15 protein-coding genes are annotated in these 15,958 nt (G+C 61.8%); 14 read left to right on the forward strand and 1 reads right to left on the reverse strand.

What is annotated here, in order from left to right; all coding sequences use genetic code 11:
- The 4 genes from CCC_RS08730 to CCC_RS08745 form a co-directional block, all read left to right on the forward strand.
- Positions 1 to 4,539 (forward strand): beta strand repeat-containing protein (locus CCC_RS08730; RefSeq protein WP_041040894.1); only part of this gene is annotated, 4,539 nt, incomplete at its 5' end.
- A gap of 80 nt (positions 4,540 to 4,619) precedes the next feature.
- Positions 4,620 to 5,522: a serine/threonine-protein kinase gene (locus CCC_RS08735; RefSeq protein WP_052473055.1), complete on the forward strand. Its 903-nt coding sequence runs from the start codon at positions 4,620 to 4,622 to the stop codon at positions 5,520 to 5,522.
- Positions 5,519 to 5,821: a flagellar basal body protein gene (locus CCC_RS08740; protein WP_009868209.1), complete on the forward strand. Its 303-nt coding sequence runs from the start codon at positions 5,519 to 5,521 to the stop codon at positions 5,819 to 5,821. The genes CCC_RS08735 and CCC_RS08740 overlap by 4 nt, the downstream gene beginning before the upstream one ends.
- Positions 5,822 to 5,853: 32 nt before the next feature.
- Positions 5,854 to 6,387: a nucleoside 2-deoxyribosyltransferase gene (locus tag CCC_RS08745; RefSeq protein ID WP_009868210.1), complete on the forward strand. Its 534-nt coding sequence runs from the start codon at positions 5,854 to 5,856 to the stop codon at positions 6,385 to 6,387.
- Here the strand turns inward: CCC_RS08745 and CCC_RS08750 are convergent.
- Positions 6,338 to 7,714: a sensor histidine kinase gene (locus tag CCC_RS08750; RefSeq protein WP_041040904.1), complete on the reverse strand. Its 1,377-nt coding sequence runs from the start codon at positions 7,712 to 7,714 to the stop codon at positions 6,338 to 6,340. The genes CCC_RS08745 and CCC_RS08750 overlap by 50 nt on opposite strands.
- A gap of 299 nt (positions 7,715 to 8,013) precedes the next feature.
- Between CCC_RS08750 and CCC_RS08755 the strand changes: the two genes are divergently transcribed.
- The 10 genes from CCC_RS08755 (at position 8,014) to CCC_RS08785 (ending at position 15,955) form a co-directional block, all read left to right on the forward strand.
- Entirely contained in the window at positions 8,014 to 9,720 is a 1,707-nt protein-coding gene (locus tag CCC_RS08755) for a methyl-accepting chemotaxis protein (RefSeq protein ID WP_041040906.1), read from the forward strand.
- A gap of 319 nt (positions 9,721 to 10,039) precedes the next feature.
- A complete protein-coding gene (locus CCC_RS22130) occupies positions 10,040 to 10,486 on the forward strand; it encodes a hypothetical protein (protein WP_152619744.1) in 447 nt (148 codons plus the stop codon).
- 40 nt (positions 10,487 to 10,526) lie between these two features.
- Positions 10,527 to 10,994 carry a hypothetical protein gene (locus tag CCC_RS22135; RefSeq protein ID WP_152619745.1) on the forward strand — a complete coding sequence of 156 codons (468 nt, stop codon included), beginning with the start codon at positions 10,527 to 10,529 and terminating at the stop codon, positions 10,992 to 10,994.
- 29 nt (positions 10,995 to 11,023) lie between these two features.
- Positions 11,024 to 11,134 (forward strand): peptide chain release factor-like protein, encoded by a 111-nt coding sequence (locus CCC_RS21725; protein WP_082036563.1) that lies wholly within the window; start codon positions 11,024 to 11,026, stop codon positions 11,132 to 11,134.
- A gap of 55 nt (positions 11,135 to 11,189) precedes the next feature.
- Entirely contained in the window at positions 11,190 to 11,609 is a 420-nt protein-coding gene (gene arfB / locus CCC_RS08760) for an alternative ribosome rescue aminoacyl-tRNA hydrolase ArfB (RefSeq protein ID WP_009868213.1), read from the forward strand.
- Positions 11,610 to 11,620: 11 nt separating this feature from the next.
- A complete protein-coding gene (locus CCC_RS08765; protein WP_041040908.1) occupies positions 11,621 to 11,953 on the forward strand; it encodes an ATPase inhibitor subunit zeta in 333 nt (110 codons plus the stop codon).
- Positions 11,954 to 12,147: 194 nt separating this feature from the next.
- Positions 12,148 to 13,191, forward strand: coding sequence for a sulfate ABC transporter substrate-binding protein (locus CCC_RS08770; protein ID WP_041040910.1), 1,044 nt, complete (start codon positions 12,148 to 12,150; stop codon positions 13,189 to 13,191).
- A gap of 11 nt (positions 13,192 to 13,202) precedes the next feature.
- Complete coding sequence (gene cysT / locus CCC_RS08775) at positions 13,203 to 14,057, forward strand: sulfate ABC transporter permease subunit CysT (protein ID WP_009868672.1); 855 nt, start codon at positions 13,203 to 13,205, stop codon at positions 14,055 to 14,057.
- 4 nt (positions 14,058 to 14,061) lie between these two features.
- Entirely contained in the window at positions 14,062 to 14,901 is an 840-nt protein-coding gene (gene cysW, locus CCC_RS08780; protein WP_009868673.1) for a sulfate ABC transporter permease subunit CysW, read from the forward strand.
- Positions 14,902 to 14,911: 10 nt separating this feature from the next.
- A complete protein-coding gene (locus tag CCC_RS08785) occupies positions 14,912 to 15,955 on the forward strand; it encodes a sulfate/molybdate ABC transporter ATP-binding protein (protein ID WP_009868674.1) in 1,044 nt (347 codons plus the stop codon).
- Positions 15,956 to 15,958 lie beyond the last annotated feature (3 nt).

A 15,958-nucleotide genomic window follows, 5' to 3' on the forward strand; every position in this document is an offset into this window, starting at 1 on the left:
ACGGGCGATACGGTCCGCTATCACCTGATGGACGCCAGCGGCAATCAGGTGGATAGCCTGACCACGGCCCACGGCACGGTCAGCATCAATACCGCCACCGGCGATTACACCTTCACCCCCACCGGCGATTCCAGCCTGGGTGTCGGCCAGACCCTGGGCGACAGCTTCAAGGTGGTGGCCGTGGACAATCACGGCGCGGCCTCGGCCCCCAGCACCGTGGCGGTGACCATCACCGGTTCCAATGACGGCCCGACCGTCAGCGTGGCCAACGTCACCACCGCCAACGACCATACCGCCATCACCGGCCATGCGAGTGGCGCGGATGTGGATACGGGCGATACGGTCCGCTATCACCTGATGGACGCCAGCGGCAATCAGGTGGATAGCCTGACCACGGCCCACGGCACGGTCAGCATCAATACCGCCACCGGCGATTACACCTTCACCCCCACCGGCGATTCCAGCCTGGGTGTCGGCCAGACCCTGGGCGACAGCTTCAAGGTGGTGGCCGTGGACAATCACGGCGCGGCTTCGGCCCCCAGCACCGTGGCGGTGACCATCACCGGTTCCAATGACGGGCCGGTGGTCGATCTGGTATCGGGTGGTCACGGAACCGAGGACAACGCCATTCGCGGCGCGGTCAGCGCCCATGACGTGGATACGGGCGACAGGCTCAGCTACTCGCTGGTCGACAGCCATGGCAACGCGGTCGCAAGCCTTGCCACCGACCACGGCACGGTCAGCATCAATCAGGCGACGGGTGAATATACCTTTACGCCCAATGCCAATTGGGCGGGCAACGATAGCTTCAATGTTCAGGTGTCGGACGGCCATGGCGGCACCTTGACCCAGGCGGTCAACGTGCATGCCGATGCCGTGGCCGATGCCCCGACGCTCAGCCTGCAGTTGGGTGGCGGTTCGGCGGTGACCCTGCCCGGCGTGTCCGAGCATGTGACCATCGATACTTCCAACATGCATGCCACCAATAGCGGCTTTACCGTTTCCGCCCTGAATCTGGACGGCAGCGCGGGGAATCTTTCGACCCATAGCGGGCCGGCCGGGTTCGGCGTTACCGGAAACGCTTCGGGCGACCAGACGGAATTGGGCCAGTCCGGCGGCCATTCCGAGAAGATCGTCGTCAATTTTGACAATGACGTTTCCTCGGCCAATGTCTCCTTCGCCTGGCTCAACAACCAGGAACACGCCCATTACGACCTGTATCAGAACGGCGTGAAGGTGGGCGAGGGCACGGTCACCGGCATCACCGACAACGTCGATCCGGCCATCAGCCTGACCGCCGCCAATGGTGGCAGTTTCGACCAGATCGTCTTCTCGGCGCCCAGCGGCGGCGACAACGACTATCTGATCCACTCCATCAGCTACGACGTGGCCGAGCCGGGTGAGAGGGTGGTCAATTATCCTCTGAACGTATCGTCCGGCTTGACAGATACCGATGGTTCGGAGCGCTTGGCGGTGACCCTGAACGGTCTGCCCGAGGGCGCGGTCGTTATGGATGCGAACGGCACTGTGGTCGGCACCAATACCGGTAACGGGACCTGGTCGCTGCCCGGTGGTCATATCGATGGCCTGACCCTGCAGGTGCCAGCCGATTCCCACGCCTTCACCCTGGGGGCCGTGGCGACCTCCACCGAATCCGATCCCAACGCGGCTTTGGCCACGGCCAGTACCTCGGTCAGCGTCGCAGTGGCGGCTTTCGACCATGCGCCGGTGGCCGGAGACGACAGTCATATCGATAATATGGCTCAGGGACCGGCCCTGTCGGTCGCCATGGGAACCACCGTGGACGACGTGCATACCACCACGACCACCACCACCGTGGTGACCGGCAATCAGGTGAGCTGGGGCGGCCTGGACTCCATGTCCGACCCGACCACCGCCACGCCGACCACCACCGTGTCCAACGACCTCAACACGGCCAATAACGGCACGGCCAATGCCGATGTGATCAGCGTCGGCCATGACAACAATGCCAGCATCAGCACCGGAGCCGGTGACGATCAGGTGACCATTGGCCACAGCGTCAATTCCAAGATCGACCTGGGCGCAGGGACCAATGCCCTGGACGTTGGCGCCGACGTCAACGCCTCGGTGGTTGGCGGAGCGGGCAACGACACCGTCCGGGTGGGTGGTGCGCTGAACAGCAATATCGATCTGGGTAACGGTGATAATCGCCTGCAGGTGGGGGGCGATGCCAGTGCCTCCATCAGCACCGGTTCGGGCAGCGACGACGTCAAGATCGTCGGTAGCCTCAACAGCAATGTCAGCCTGGGATCGGGCGACGACGACCTTCAGATTGGCGGTTCCGCCAATGCCAGCATCGATGCGGGCGAAGGCAATGACCGGGTCCTGGTCGGCCGTGATCTTAGCTCCACGGCCAATCTGGGCTCTGGTGACGATTATCTGGAGGTCAAGGGCAACGACTGGGCATCCATCAATGCTGGTGCTGGCAACGACACCGTCAAGATTGGCGGGGCCATCAGCGCCAATGTGGATATGGGTTCGGGTGACGACCACCTGACCATCACCGGCCAAAATCTGTGGGCGACGGTGAGCGGCGGGTCGGGCACCGACTCCATCGAACTGACCGGCGTAACCAAGGCGCAGTGGGATGCCAACGTCAACGGCATCAAGGGCTACGTCAAGGACTTCGAGAACATCAAGTTCTCCGACGGGCAGGTGATCGGCGACGCCACGGCCTTCCAGGCCACCACCACGGTGACCACCACCACCACGACCCATAGCTACGAGACGCCCATCACCGTTCAGGCGACTCTCAACGACCGCGACGGCAGCGAGACGCTGTCGCCGGTGACCATCGCCAATATCCCGGCGGGCGGCCATCTGGAACTGAACGGTCAGGCTCTGACGCCGAATTCGGACGGCAGTTATACGCTTAACGTGTCTTCGGGTTCGCCGGTGACGGTGACCCTGGTCACCGACGCGCCGGTGTCGGCCAATAGTCTGAACCTCACCACCACGGTGCATTCGACCGAGGCCCATGGCGGTGACGTTTCGGTCACCACCCTGGTGGGCGTGGGCAGCAATGCTGGCGAGACCGTGGTCGATGACCGCATCGCCACCGGTACCGACCACAAGGTTGTGATCAACGCTTCCGACCTGCTGGCCAACGACACCGATGCCGATGGCGATGCCCTGAGCATTACCGCGGTCGGCGGCGCCCATCACGGTACGGTCAGCATGGATAATGCCGGTCACGTGACTTTCACCGCCGAAGCCGGTTTCAACGGAACCGCCACCTTCGACTACACGGTCAGCGATGGCCACGGCGGCACCGATACCGCCACCGTTTCCGTGAATGTGGTCGATCCCAATCACGCGCCGGTGATCGACGCCGCCCATACCACGGCGACGCTGAACATCGACGACGCCCATGCCAACACCACCAATATCGGCCAGGTGACCGCCACCGACGTGGACGGCGACACGCTGAGCTACTCGGTGCTGGCGGGCGGGACCCATCACGGCAGTCTGGTTCTGGACGCCAATAGCGGCTCGTTCTTCTACAATGCCGACGATACCAGCTGGAGCGGCACCGATACCTTTACCGTCCAGGTCAATGACGGCGAGGGCGGCACCGCCACCCAGAGCGTATCGGTTCATGTGACCGGCGGGTCCCAGGGCGGCAAGAGCGGCGGCGGAACCGGCAGCGGTCATGCCGTCGGCTGGGGCGATGGCGGCGGCCGCGATGAGAGCTGGGGCGCCAACGGATCCTGGTCCATCGATGCCATCTCCGGCGGCGGCTCCAATGGTGGGCATGTCGTCCATGCCAGCGACAACGGCACGGATTGGAGCAGCAGCTGGAGCGCCTTGGACGTCGGAAATGGCGGCCATGCGGGCACCGGCGACCGCTTCAGCATCGCGGGCGATAACCGCCATGACGAGTTCTATAACGGTCATAGCGGCGACACCCTGATCGGGGCGGCTGGCAACGACTACATGTCCCTGGAAGGCGCTGACGGCAAGCAGCATATCAGCGGCTACGACCACATCCAGATGGGCGATGGCGACAACGCCATCCTGGACATGACCACCAGCCACTACGATTACGGAAACCTGACCGTGGCCGGTGGCACGGGCCACGACGTCATCTGGTCGGCCAGCGGCGACGATCTGCTGGTCGCGGGCAATGGCGGCGACACCATCCATGGCGGTGCCGGCAACGACACCATCGTGGCGGGCGCTGGCAGCGATAACCTGATGGGCCAGGATGGCAGCGACACCTTCATGTTCGACTTCGGCGCCGGTCACGACATCGTCAATGGCGGTGCCGGGGCAACCTGGACCGACACTATCGACCTGTCCACCGACATGCATGACGGTGCCAGCATTACCATCACCACGGCCGACAACCATAGCTGGACCGTGGCGTCGGACGGCGATCATCACGCCGCAGGCGCCATCGAGCTTGGTCAGGACAAGGCGGGCACCATCACGGTGCACTCCAACCATGGTGATACGCAAATCGAGTTCACCAATATCGAGACCATCAAGTATTAAGGATGGGGTGAACGCGTTATCGGGCCTGCCCGCCTTGGCCAAGGCGGGCAGGCCCATTTTCGTGGGGGCGGGGAGGGGGAATGGACGAGGATAGGGCATCGGGCGCGCCGCAGATCCGGGGATATCGGCTCCACCGATTGGTGGCGGTGACGGATTTTTCGGAGATCTGGCTGGCCGAGGATCTGGCGCTGCGCCGGGCCGTGGCGATCAAGGCCTTCACGCCCAAACCCGACGAGAACGGCATCATCGCGCCTTTTCCCATCGCCGAGTGGCGGCGCCGCTTCTACCAGGAAGGCCGGTTGCAGGCCGGATTTGATCATCCCAATATCGTGCCGGTGATTCGCTTCGATCACGCCGAAGATGGACGGCCGTGTCTGCTGATGCAGTATCTGCCCCAATCCCTTCGCGATGAAATCGGAGCCGATATCTTTGACGGGCGCCCGGTGGAGGATGGTGTTCCCGCCTGTTCCGCTTCGCCCGCCCGGACCAGGGAGGTTTTGCTGCAGGTGTTGGCGGGGCTGGTGGAGATCCACCGGCGTGGAGTGGTTCACCGCGATCTCAAGCCGCGAAACCTGCTGCTGATGGGCAGCGACGGCGCGCGGGTGAAGATCACCGATTTCGGCATGGCCAAGCCGCCGGACGAGCCCGATGCGCCGGGAACGGAATGGTTCGGCACCCGCGAATATATCAGTCCAGAACAATACGCCAATGCCAGCCGGGCCACCGACCGCTCGGACATATTCTCGCTCGGCGTGATCGGCATCCGTATGCTGACCGGCCATTTTCCAGACCGTCGGCGGCTGGCGGCGGTGGACGGAATCCCGTCGGACTTCGCCGATCTTCTGGCCCAGTGTCTGGAGTCCGATCCCGCTGGGCGGCCCGATGCGGGCCGAATGCTGGCCCGTCTGGCGGCGATCACCTTGCCTAATGCGCCATCTCGGGCGCATGATGGGTTGCTAACCCAGGCGGCCGGATTGCCATGATTTCCTCCATAGCCTCGACGACACTGCTCAGTGGCCTTGCCACCCAGTCGCGGGTTGCCCAGACCGCCGCCGACAATATCGCCAATGTCACCACGCCCGGCTATCAGGCCGAGAGGGGGCAGGTGGTGTCGGTCAGCCCGGCCGGGGCCTCCTATGTGCCGCTGCCGCCGGAGGGCGAGGTGGATCTTGCCCGCCAGGTGATCGACCTCGATCAGGCGAAGCAAGCATATGTCCTGGCCGCCCGGACCTTTTCCAGCATCGCCAAGACGGAGAAGGACGCCCTGAACGTCCTGGCCTGATCCCATTATCTGCCATACGGAATTTCTCCCCCATGACCCATAAGCCCAAGGCCTATCTCGCCGGTCCGGCGGTGTTTCATCCGGCGGCGAAGGCCCTGCTCGACTATCTGGCCGAGATGTGCGGCCAGCACGGTATGGAAGGCGTGGCGCCGTTCGAGCCCGAGGCGGAGCATTCAGCCCTGCCGCCAGCCGAACTGGCGGCCCTGATCCGCTCTGGCAATATGGCGCGGATCAAGGAATGCGATGTGGTCATCGCCTGCGTTTCGCCCTTTCGCGGGCCCGGGGCCTGTCCGGGAACCACCTGGGAGATGGGCTATGCCGAGGGGCTGGGCAAGCCGGTGGTGGCCTGGTCCGAGGATATGCGCCCCTACAAGGATCGGGTCCCCCACGACCAGGATGAGGATGGGCGTTCGTTCTGCCGCCAGCACGGGATGCTGGTCGAGGATTTCGGTCTGGCGGAGAATCTGATGTATGCGGCTGGGCCTTGCGTGGTTCAGCCGGATTTCGAGGCGGCGCTCAAGATTGCGGGGGAACTGGCAGGCTCTCATCGGCCAGCGGCAGGGTGAAGCGGAAAACGCTTCCCGCGCCGGGATTCGATTCCACCCAGATATGACCGCCCAGGCGGGTGATGATCCGCTTGCAGATGGTCAGTCCCACACCGGTTCCGGCATAGCTGGAATGGGGGTGAAGGCGGCGGAACAGCTCGAACACATCCTGCTCCTTGGGATCAAATCCGATGCCGTCGTCGCTGACCGAGAACAGCCACTGGCGGTCTTGGCGCACGGCCGCCACCTGGATGTGGGGGGCACAGCCCTCCTTGCGGTATTTGATGGCATTGCCGATCAGATTCTGGAAAACCTGGATCAGCATGACCGAATCGGCGGTGACGTTAGGCAGGGGGATGACCGTGATCTCCGCCCGGCTGGAATCGATGGCTTCGCGCAGATTGGTTAATGCGCTTTCACAGGCGGACATGGCGGAAATTTCCGCCATCCGCCCTTCGCTGCGGCTGATGCGCGAATAGGCCAGCAGATCGTTGATGAGCTGATTCATGCGGATGGCGCCGCCGGTGACCAAATCCAGGTACTCCCGCCCGCGATCGTCAAGCCCCTCTCCGTAATCGCGCTCCACCAGTTGGGCGAAGCAGGCGATGGTGCGCAGCGGTTCTTGCAGATCGTGGGAGGCCACGAAGGCGAAGCGTTCCAGCTCGGCATTGGCCTCGGTGAGGGTTTCCACGGTCTTGGCCAGATTCTCCGCGTGCAGACGGCCGTTTTCCTCGGCCCGGACGCGATCGGTGACGTCGCGCACGATATGAAAGCCGCCGCAGGGGCGGCCATCGGCTCCGGCCAGGGAGCCATAGCTGGTCTCAAACCAGCCCGTATCGCCGTCCGCGCTCAGAGATTGCAACTGGACGAAGGACTCTCCGGCCAGGGTCCGGTCCCAGCATTCCGAGAACAGGCGAAGGCGGTCAGGGGCTTTGGCGAAAATCTCTTCGAGGGGCATGCCGATCTTGACGTCCGTCTGGAAGAAGCTCCAGCACACCGACTGATAACGGGGATTGAAGGCAGTCAGCCGTTTGTCCCTGTCCCAGGCGGCGATCAGATCCTGAGAGTCCCGCATGATGCCCGACAGACGGGCGTTGAGTTCGGAAAGATCGCGGTTGCTTTGTTCCAGCGCCCTGCCGCGCCGGTTCAACTCGCCCTCCCAACGGCGGAGCAGCACCAGCAGCATGACGGCCGTCACCAGAATAAAGGCGCAGCCCTTGGCCAGTTCCAGCAGGGAGGCCAGCCCAGGAGGCTCGCCCACGCTGATCCACACAGCCAAGGACGACAGGAAAATCCAGCTTAGTCCAACTGCGGCATAAATGCCGGTAATGCGCCAGGCAACTCGCACGGCGGGCAATCCTCTGGGAAAGGAGAGGAGCGGGAAGGACGATGCTACCAGAGTACGAAGATGACAGCACGGACGCGGAGTGTACGGGATTGGCCGACCTAAAAGAAGTAAGTAGTGTCACTGTATGGCAATGTACGTATATTCTTAAGTGTATTCAAAAATTCATCATATCATGCAAAACGAGCATGCCTTATTGGATCTAACAAAGGTTGTGCCTGAGTGGTTTTGGTCGTCATGCTGCGTTCCTAGTTGGGGTGAACAACAGTTTGTTGTCTCAAATAGAACCGCAGGAGGACGCCGTGAGGCTCGCCAATATTGGGGTAACGTACAAAATCATGGTTCTGGTTGCCGTCATGGCGCTGATGACTGGGGTCGTCGGCTCTATCGGCTACAGCAATGTCGGCAAGCTCGGGGCGCTGACAAAGGATGTGGATATGCTGGGTGACCTTGCCCTCAAGGCGTCTCGGGTCAATCAGCTGGTTCTAACCCTCAATCGTGCTGAATACCGATTGGGGATGGATCCCTCCGTTGAAACCATGAAAATCGTTCAAGATGCATCCGCCGGGTACAAGGCTCAGTTCGAAGCAGGTATTGCCGAATTGAAGGCCGATGCCTCCGATCAGGAAAAGGAACTGCTGCGCAAGGCCGAGGAGGATTACAAGGCTTATCTCGCCGAGTTGGAGGACACTTTTGCCAAGGTCCGCCAGCACGGCCGCGACGTTGATTCAAACGAGGCGCGCAGCGTCATCATCAGTTCCGTGACGTCGAGCCGGCCGGTTGCCGACCGGCTTCAAGCTTCCATGAGAGCCATAGGCGACCATTTCGACGCTAGGTCAACGGAGGGGGTGGCTAACGCCAACAAGGTCGCGGATTTCGCAAGAACCATGACATTGCTGGTGGCGCTGATCGGCATCTCGCTTGGTGCGCTTTTCGGCTTTTTGATCGGGAATTTCGGCGTCAGCGCTCCTATCGGAAAAGGGGTCGATTGCTTGCGTCAACTGGCCGAAGGAAATCTGGATATCACCATCTTTGGCGTTGGCCGCAAGGATGAGATCGGTGACATGGCCAATGCCGCCCAGGTGTTCAAGGATAACGCCATCCGCGTTGCCGCCTTGCGCAAGGAGCAAGAAGACGCCAAGGCGCGGGCCGAAAACGAGCGCCGGAGAGGCATGCTGGAAATGGCCGATCAATTCGAGAATGCCGTGATGGGGCTCGTCAAAGGCGTTTCGGCCCAGGCGAGCCAGATGCAGGGAGCATCGCAGGGCTTGTCGTCCTCGGCGCAGCAGAGTCAGGCTCAGGCCACGACGGTTGCCGCCGCCGCCGAACAGGCTACCGCCAATGTCCAGACCGTGGCCAGTGCGGCCGAGGAATTGTCTTCCTCCATCAGCGAGATCAGCCGTCAGGTCGCCGAGGCGGCCAGGATTTCGCAAATGGCCTCAGAAGAGACCGACCGAACCAACCAAATGGTCCGGGGATTGGCCGAGGCCGCGGATAGGATCGGTCAGGTGGTCAGTCTGATCACCGATATCGCTTCCCAGACCAATCTTTTGGCATTGAACGCCACCATCGAGGCCGCGCGGGCGGGCGAGGCAGGAAAAGGCTTCGCCGTGGTCGCCAATGAGGTGAAGCACCTGGCTACGCAGACGGCACGGGCCACCGAGGAAATCAGCGCTCAGATCGGAACGGTGCAGGAGGAGACGCGCCGCGCCGTCGAGGCTATCCGCAGCATCGGTTCCGTGATCGAGCAGGTTCGTCAGATTTCTTCCGGCATTGCCTCGGCTGTCGAGGAGCAAGGCGCCGCCACCCAGGAAATTGCCCGCAATGTTCAGCAGGCAGCCCAGGGAACACAGGAGGTGTCCTCAAACATTATCGGCATCACCGAGGCCGCCAATGCCACAGGCGCGGCGTCACAACAGGTTCTGGCTGGAGCCGGAGAACTGGCTCGGAATTCCGAACATCTGCGCAGCGAGGTCGGCCGTTTCCTCGACGGCGTCCGAGCCGCTTGATTTCCGATGGTTTCCCTATCCCGGCGAAGGCGAGGAAAGCCTTCGCCGGGATATACGGTCCTTGGTTCAGTCCTGTGGGCGAGCGGCCGATCCCGTCGATATAAAACATGATGATCCAGATCACGCACCGCATCCAAATCGACGAGAAGGAAATCGAGGAGAGTTTCGTCCTCTCCTCGGGGCCGGGCGGGCAGAACGTCAATACGTTCAGGGGCTCATAGCTAGGCCAAGGAGAAATCGCAAAAATATCTATTGAGAGGTGCAAACACATGGTATTCACCGTGTGTTAGCTGCGGATACTGACACGAGGAAATATGTGATGCGGCGCGTCACCTTAATGGTATTGGCAATGCTGTCGCTAACGGCATGCGATCCTGCCGTCAATCCGGTTATGGCGTTGGGTCAGAATGTCAATAGCGGCACCGTTCCGCTCCAAGAATATAAAGTATATTTCAAGGAGCCTGTGTCTGAAGTTTATAAGGCAACATTAGTTGCTGGAAATAGAAATGAGTTAAATGTTATTGATGATGGTGGCGGCAATTTTGTTGTCATTGTGCACTATGATTTCAGTATGGTGAAGAATGTTTGGGGAGGTCAATTCAGAGTTGGGCTTGATAGCATTGGTGGAAAAACAAGGCTAACGGCAAGCTTCTATGAGAAGAGTAAATATGTAACAAATTCCGTGTTAAATCCATTTGTTGAAGATATTAACTTCATTCTCTCATCTTCAGGTGTGGTGGGTGATCGAAAGTCGGGGGCGCGTTGATATGCTGCGGGCAGGCGCGCGGTGGGGGGCTGCCGTAGGAGTGATTGCGCTGTTTCTGGCGGGGTGCGTTGCGCCTGTGGCCAGGGGGAGTGCCGATGCGCCGCAGGCTATTGTGGTCGTGGCGCCGATCAAATCCAGTGATGGGGCTTATGTTTCCCCGATCAAGGCTGACGGTACTTTGGCGCAGTGGGTTGCCGAGGGTATAGGGCGTGTGGGCGAGTTCAAGCAATACGAGGACGGAAAGCGCGTCAGAGATTTCTTGATGCCGTCTGGCCCGAGTATAATCATCGGTGGTTACGCTGACAAGCGGGCGCAGGAACGAGTGGTGGAATCGTTTGGTGGTTGGGACTATATCAGGAAAACTTCTGATATATCTTTTAATACATTAGATGATCTTCGTGAATTTATTTCTTCATTTAAAGAGCGCGGCGTATATCAATCCGCGCGGGTGGCTGCCTCGTGGCTTTATCCCGAATTTTCAGCCTGCGGTCGAAAAACGTCTTGCTGAAGTAGATTCGTGTGTTTGATGCTGATCCCATGATCCAGATCACGCACCGCATCAGCATCGACGAGAAGGAAATCGAGGAGAGCTTCGTCCGCTCCTCGGGGCCAGGCGGGCAGAACGTCAACACGCTTGCTACGTCATAGCTAGACACATCACCAGCCAGTGGACGAACTCCCTGCGCCGTCGATATAAAGCCGGATGATCCAGATCACGCACCGCATCGCCATCGACGAGAAGGAAATCGAGGAGAGCTTCGTCCGTTCGTCCGGTCCAGGCGGCCAGAATGTAAATAAAGTCGAGACTGCGGTTCAGCTACGCTTCGACGCCCGCCGGTCACCGTCGCTGCCTGATGATGTGAGCGTGCGGCTTCAGAAGCTGGCGGGAAGCCGTCTGACCTTGGATGGCGTGATCATCATCATCGCCCAGACCCACCGCAGCCAGGAGCGCAACCGGGCCGAGGCGCTGGAGCGGCTGGTGGAGATGATCCGCGAGGCCGCCAAGCCTCCACCGCCCAAGCGCCGCCCCACCAAGCCCACCAAGGGGTCGCAGGAACGTCGGCTGGAAAGCAAGGGGAAGCGCGCTGTCACCAAGCGGCTGCGCTCGGAACGGCCGGAATAGGGGGGGCTGGTTTGCCGATTCTCGATACCTTTTATGCCAAGGGCGCGACCAGCCAGGCGGCCTATCGCAGCAAGGACGAGGCGGCGTTCTGGGTCAGGGCGCGGCGCAACCGCCTGCTGGCCGGGTGGGTTTGCGATCTGACGGATGAAGACAGCCAGAATTACCATCGCCTGCTTCTCGATGCCGATTTCGCCAGGGTTTCCACCTCGGCGACCGAAGGATTCCTGATGCTGAAGATCCGCAACGACCTTATGGGCTTTGGGATCTTTCTGTCCCCGATCCAACTGCAGGATGTCTGTCGCGGGTTCGAGCAACAGGCATTGCTGGACCTGGGATCGGTGTGAGGGGTTGGTGCCTTCCATTCTTTTCGTCATCCCCGCCTGCGCGGGGATGACGATCTTTTTGCGGGAATGCCCCCTTTATCCAATTGCCATTCAAACGCTCATCCCATCCGCTTGACTCTACAACCCCAGTAGTCTACAGATTAGTGGTGTTTAGAAAGAAACACACGAAAGTCTGTGTGGAACTGGAGGGTGCGATGATCGGATTTCATGAGGATGAGGCGCGGCGCTTGGCTCTGGCCACCCTGTTCGCGGTGGTGCTGGCCTTGGGGCTGGCGGCGATGATGCCCGGCGCCCAGGCCGCAGAAAGCCGTACCCTTCTCAACGTCTCCTACGATCCCACCCGTGAGCTGTACCAGGCGCTGAACGAATCCTTCGTGCGCCAGTGGAAGGCCAAGAGCGGTGAGGACCTCAAGATCAACCAGTCCCATGGCGGTTCGGGCAAGCAGGCCCGTTCGGTGATCGACGGGCTGGAAGCCGATGTGGTGACCCTGGCGCTGGCCTATGACATTGACGCCATCGCCGATAAGGCCAAGCTGCTGGATACGGGCTGGCAGAAGCGGCTGGCCTATAATTCAGCGCCTTACACCTCGACCATCGTCTTCCTGGTCAGAAAGGGTAACCCCAAGCAGATCAAGGATTGGGGCGATCTGGTGAAGCCCGGCGTTTCGGTGATCACCCCCAATCCCAAGACTTCGGGCGGGGCGCGCTGGAACTATCTCGCCGCCTGGGGCTATGCGCTGGACCGCAACAACGGCGACGCTGCCAAGGCCGAGGCCTTCGTGGCCGCCCTGTTCAAGAATGTGCCGGTGCTGGATTCGGGTGCGCGCGGCTCCACCGTCACTTTCGCTCAGCGCGGTCTGGGCGATGTGCTGCTGGCTTGGGAGAACGAGGCCCATCTGGCCTTAAAGGAGTTCGGATCGGGCTTCGAGATCGTCACGCCGTCGCTGTCCATCCTGGCCGAGCCGCCGGTGGCCGTGGTCGACAAGGTGGTGGACAAGCGCGGCACCCGCGCCGTGGCCCAGGCCTATCTCGAATACCTCTACACCAGTGAGGCCCAGGAGATCATCGCGCGCAACTTCTACCGCCCTCGCGACCCGGACGTGGTGAAGAAGACCCAGGGTACCTTCGCCCCCGTCAAGCTGTTCACCATCGACGACGTGTTCGGCGGCTGGACCAAGGCCCAGACCACCCACTTCGCCGATGGCGGCGTGTTCGACCGCATCACCGCGAAGAAGTAGGAGCAGGGCGCGTGGCCACCCTTGTCCTGAAGTTTTCCCTGCCGCGCAGAGCACCCAGCGTCATTCCAGGCTTCGGCCCGACGCTGGGTCTCACCTTGGCCTATCTGTCGCTGATCGTGCTGTTGCCGCTGGCGGCGCTGGTGATCAAGGCGGCAGGGACGACCTGGGCTCAGTGGGGTGTGATCTTAAGTGATTCCAGGGTGCTATCGGCGCTGAGCCTGTCTTTCGGTGCCGCCCTGGTTGCCGCGCTGATCAATGCGGTGTTCGGGCTGCTGGTGGCCTGGGTTCTGGTGCGCTATCCCTTTCCGGGGCGCCGTTTCGTCGATGCCGTTGTCGATCTGCCTTTCGCCCTGCCGACCGCCGTGGCTGGCATCGCGCTGACCGCCCTTTATGCGCCCAATGGCTGGCTGGGCAGTCTGCTCGAGCCCTTGGGGGTGAAGGTGGCCTTCACGCCCTTGGGCGTGGTGGTGGCCATGGTGTTCATCGGGTTGCCCTTCGTGGTGCGCACGGTGGAACCGGTGCTTCACGATGTGGACATGGAACTGGAGGAGGCGGCCGCTTCCCTGGGCGCAGACCGGTTGCAGACCTTCGTGAAGGTGATCCTTCCCTCCATTCTGCCCTCCCTGCTGACCGGTTTTTCCCTGGCCTTGGCGCGCGCGGTGGGCGAGTACGGCTCGGTGATCTTTATCGCGGGCAATCTGCCCGGCATATCCGAGATTGCGCCTTTGCTGATCGTCACCAGGCTGGAACAGTACGATTACGTGGGCGCCACCGCCATCGCCACCCTGATGCTGGGGATATCCTTCTCTTTACTGCTGGCGGTCAATCTGTTGCAGAAATGGCGCCGTGGGCGCATGGGGGGCTGAGGCCATGAGCATGAACGCGACCCGAGAGCCCGCATGGGTGCGGTGGTGTCTGACCCTGCTGGCCCTGGCGTTTCTGGCCCTGTTCCTGGCGGCCCCCCTGGCCGCCGTGCTGGCCGAGGCCTTCGCCAAGGGCTGGGGCGCCTATCTGCGCGCGCTTTCCACCGACGATACTTGGTCGTCCATCCGCCTGACCTTGCTGGTGGCCGCCATCTCCGTGCCGCTCAATATCGCCTTCGGGCTGGCGGCCAGCTGGGCCATCGCCAAATTCGATTTCGGCGGCAAGAGTCTGCTGATTTCGCTCATCGAGCTGCCGTTTTCGGTGTCGCCGGTGATTTCGGGTCTGATCTATGTGCTGCTGTTCGGGCTGCAAGGCCTGCTGGGGCCCTGGCTTCTGGATCACGATTTCAAGGTTATCTTCGCGGTGCCGGGCATCGTTCTGGCCACAGTCTTCGTGACCTTTCCCTTCGTGGCGCGTGAGCTGATTCCCCTGATGGAAGAGCAAGGACGCGAAGAGGAAGAGGCGGCGCTTACCCTGGGTGCTTCGGGGCTTGCCACCTTCTGGCGGGTGACGCTTCCCAATGTCCGCTGGGGATTGCTGTACGGCGTCTTGCTGTGCAACGCGCGGGCCATGGGAGAGTTCGGTGCCGTCTCGGTGGTTTCCGGCCATATCCGCGGGCTGACCAACACCATGCCGCTGCACGTGGAGATCTTGTACAATGAATACGATTTCGTCGGCGCTTTCGCGGTCGCCTCTCTCCTTGCCGTTCTGGCCCTTGTCACGCTGGTGCTCAAAGCAGTACTCGAGTGGTGGCACCGGGACGAACTTGCCGCCATTGGCCATTGAAGGGTCGGACATGATCGAGGTTGAAAATATTTCCAAGCGCTTCGGCAATTTCGCCGCGCTGGATCAGGTGTCGCTCAGGGTGGCTCAGGGCAAGCTGGTGGCGCTGCTGGGGCCGTCGGGCTCGGGCAAGACAACGCTTTTGCGCATTCTGGCCGGTCTGGAACAGCCCGATGACGGTCGTGTCCGATTGGGCGGCGTGGACGCCACGGGGCTGGGAACGCGGGACCGCAGGGTGGGCTTCGTCTTCCAGCACTACGCCCTGTTCCGTCATATGAGCGTGGCCGACAACATCGCCTTCGGCCTGCGGGTGCGGAAGGGTGCCGACCGCCCGTCCAAGGCCGCCATCACCGAGAAGGTCCACACCTTGCTGGAACTGGTGCAGTTGGAAGGCTTGGCCGGGCGCTATCCCAGCCAGCTTTCGGGCGGCCAGCGCCAACGCGTCGCCCTGGCCCGCGCCCTGGCGGTGGAGCCGCGCCTGCTGCTGCTGGACGAGCCCTTCGGTGCACTGGATGCCCAGGTGCGCAAGGATCTGCGCCGCTGGCTGCGTCATCTGCACGACGAGATGGGCCTGACCGGGGTTTTCGTCACTCACGATCAGGAAGAAGCCCTGGAAGTGGCCGACGAGGTGGTGGTCATGAACAAGGGCCGCATCGAGCAGATCGGCACGCCTTCGGAAATCTATGACAGCCCCGCCACGCCCTTCGTCTATCGCTTCCTGGGCAATGTCAACGCGTTGCCCTGCCGGGTGGCGGGTGGGCATGCCCAGTTGGGCGGCCTGCATGTGGGCGAAAGCCGGGCGGATGGCCCCGGCACCGCCTTCGTGCGTCCCCATGACGTGGAAGTGCTGGAACTCTCTCCCGACGCTCCCCAGGCTCGAATCCGTCAGGTGATGGTGCTGGGCCCGGTGGTGCGTGCCGAGCTGGAACTGCCCGACGGCACCATTCTGGAAGCCGAGGTTTCGCGCGACATCAAGGACAAGCTGGGCCTGCGCCGGGGCCTGGAGGTTTCGGTCTTCCTGCGCAAGGCGCGGGTTTTCGTGGGGGAGAACGTCTGAGGC

This window comes from Paramagnetospirillum magnetotacticum MS-1 (genome assembly GCF_000829825.1).
In the GTDB taxonomy this organism is placed as follows: domain Bacteria; phylum Pseudomonadota; class Alphaproteobacteria; order Rhodospirillales; family Magnetospirillaceae; genus Phaeospirillum; species Phaeospirillum magnetotacticum.

Excerpts from the sequence above, each read along its gene's own strand:
- CCC_RS08740 (WP_009868209.1), top strand. The coding sequence starts at position 5,519 with ATGATTTCCTCCATAGCCTCGACGACACTGCTCAGTGGCCTTGCCACC.
- CCC_RS08735 (WP_052473055.1), top strand. The coding sequence starts at position 4,620 with ATGGACGAGGATAGGGCATCGGGCGCGCCGCAGATCCGGGGATATCGG.
- CCC_RS08745 (WP_009868210.1), top strand. The coding sequence starts at position 5,854 with ATGACCCATAAGCCCAAGGCCTATCTCGCCGGTCCGGCGGTGTTTCAT.
- CCC_RS08785 (WP_009868674.1), top strand. The coding sequence starts at position 14,912 with ATGATCGAGGTTGAAAATATTTCCAAGCGCTTCGGCAATTTCGCCGCG.
- CCC_RS22130 (WP_152619744.1), top strand. The coding sequence starts at position 10,040 with ATGCGGCGCGTCACCTTAATGGTATTGGCAATGCTGTCGCTAACGGCA.
- cysW (WP_009868673.1), top strand. The coding sequence starts at position 14,062 with ATGAGCATGAACGCGACCCGAGAGCCCGCATGGGTGCGGTGGTGTCTG.
- CCC_RS21725 (WP_082036563.1), top strand. The coding sequence starts at position 11,024 with ATGATCCAGATCACGCACCGCATCAGCATCGACGAGAAGGAAATCGAG.
- CCC_RS08770 (WP_041040910.1), top strand. The coding sequence starts at position 12,148 with ATGATCGGATTTCATGAGGATGAGGCGCGGCGCTTGGCTCTGGCCACC.
- arfB (WP_009868213.1), top strand. The coding sequence starts at position 11,190 with ATGATCCAGATCACGCACCGCATCGCCATCGACGAGAAGGAAATCGAG.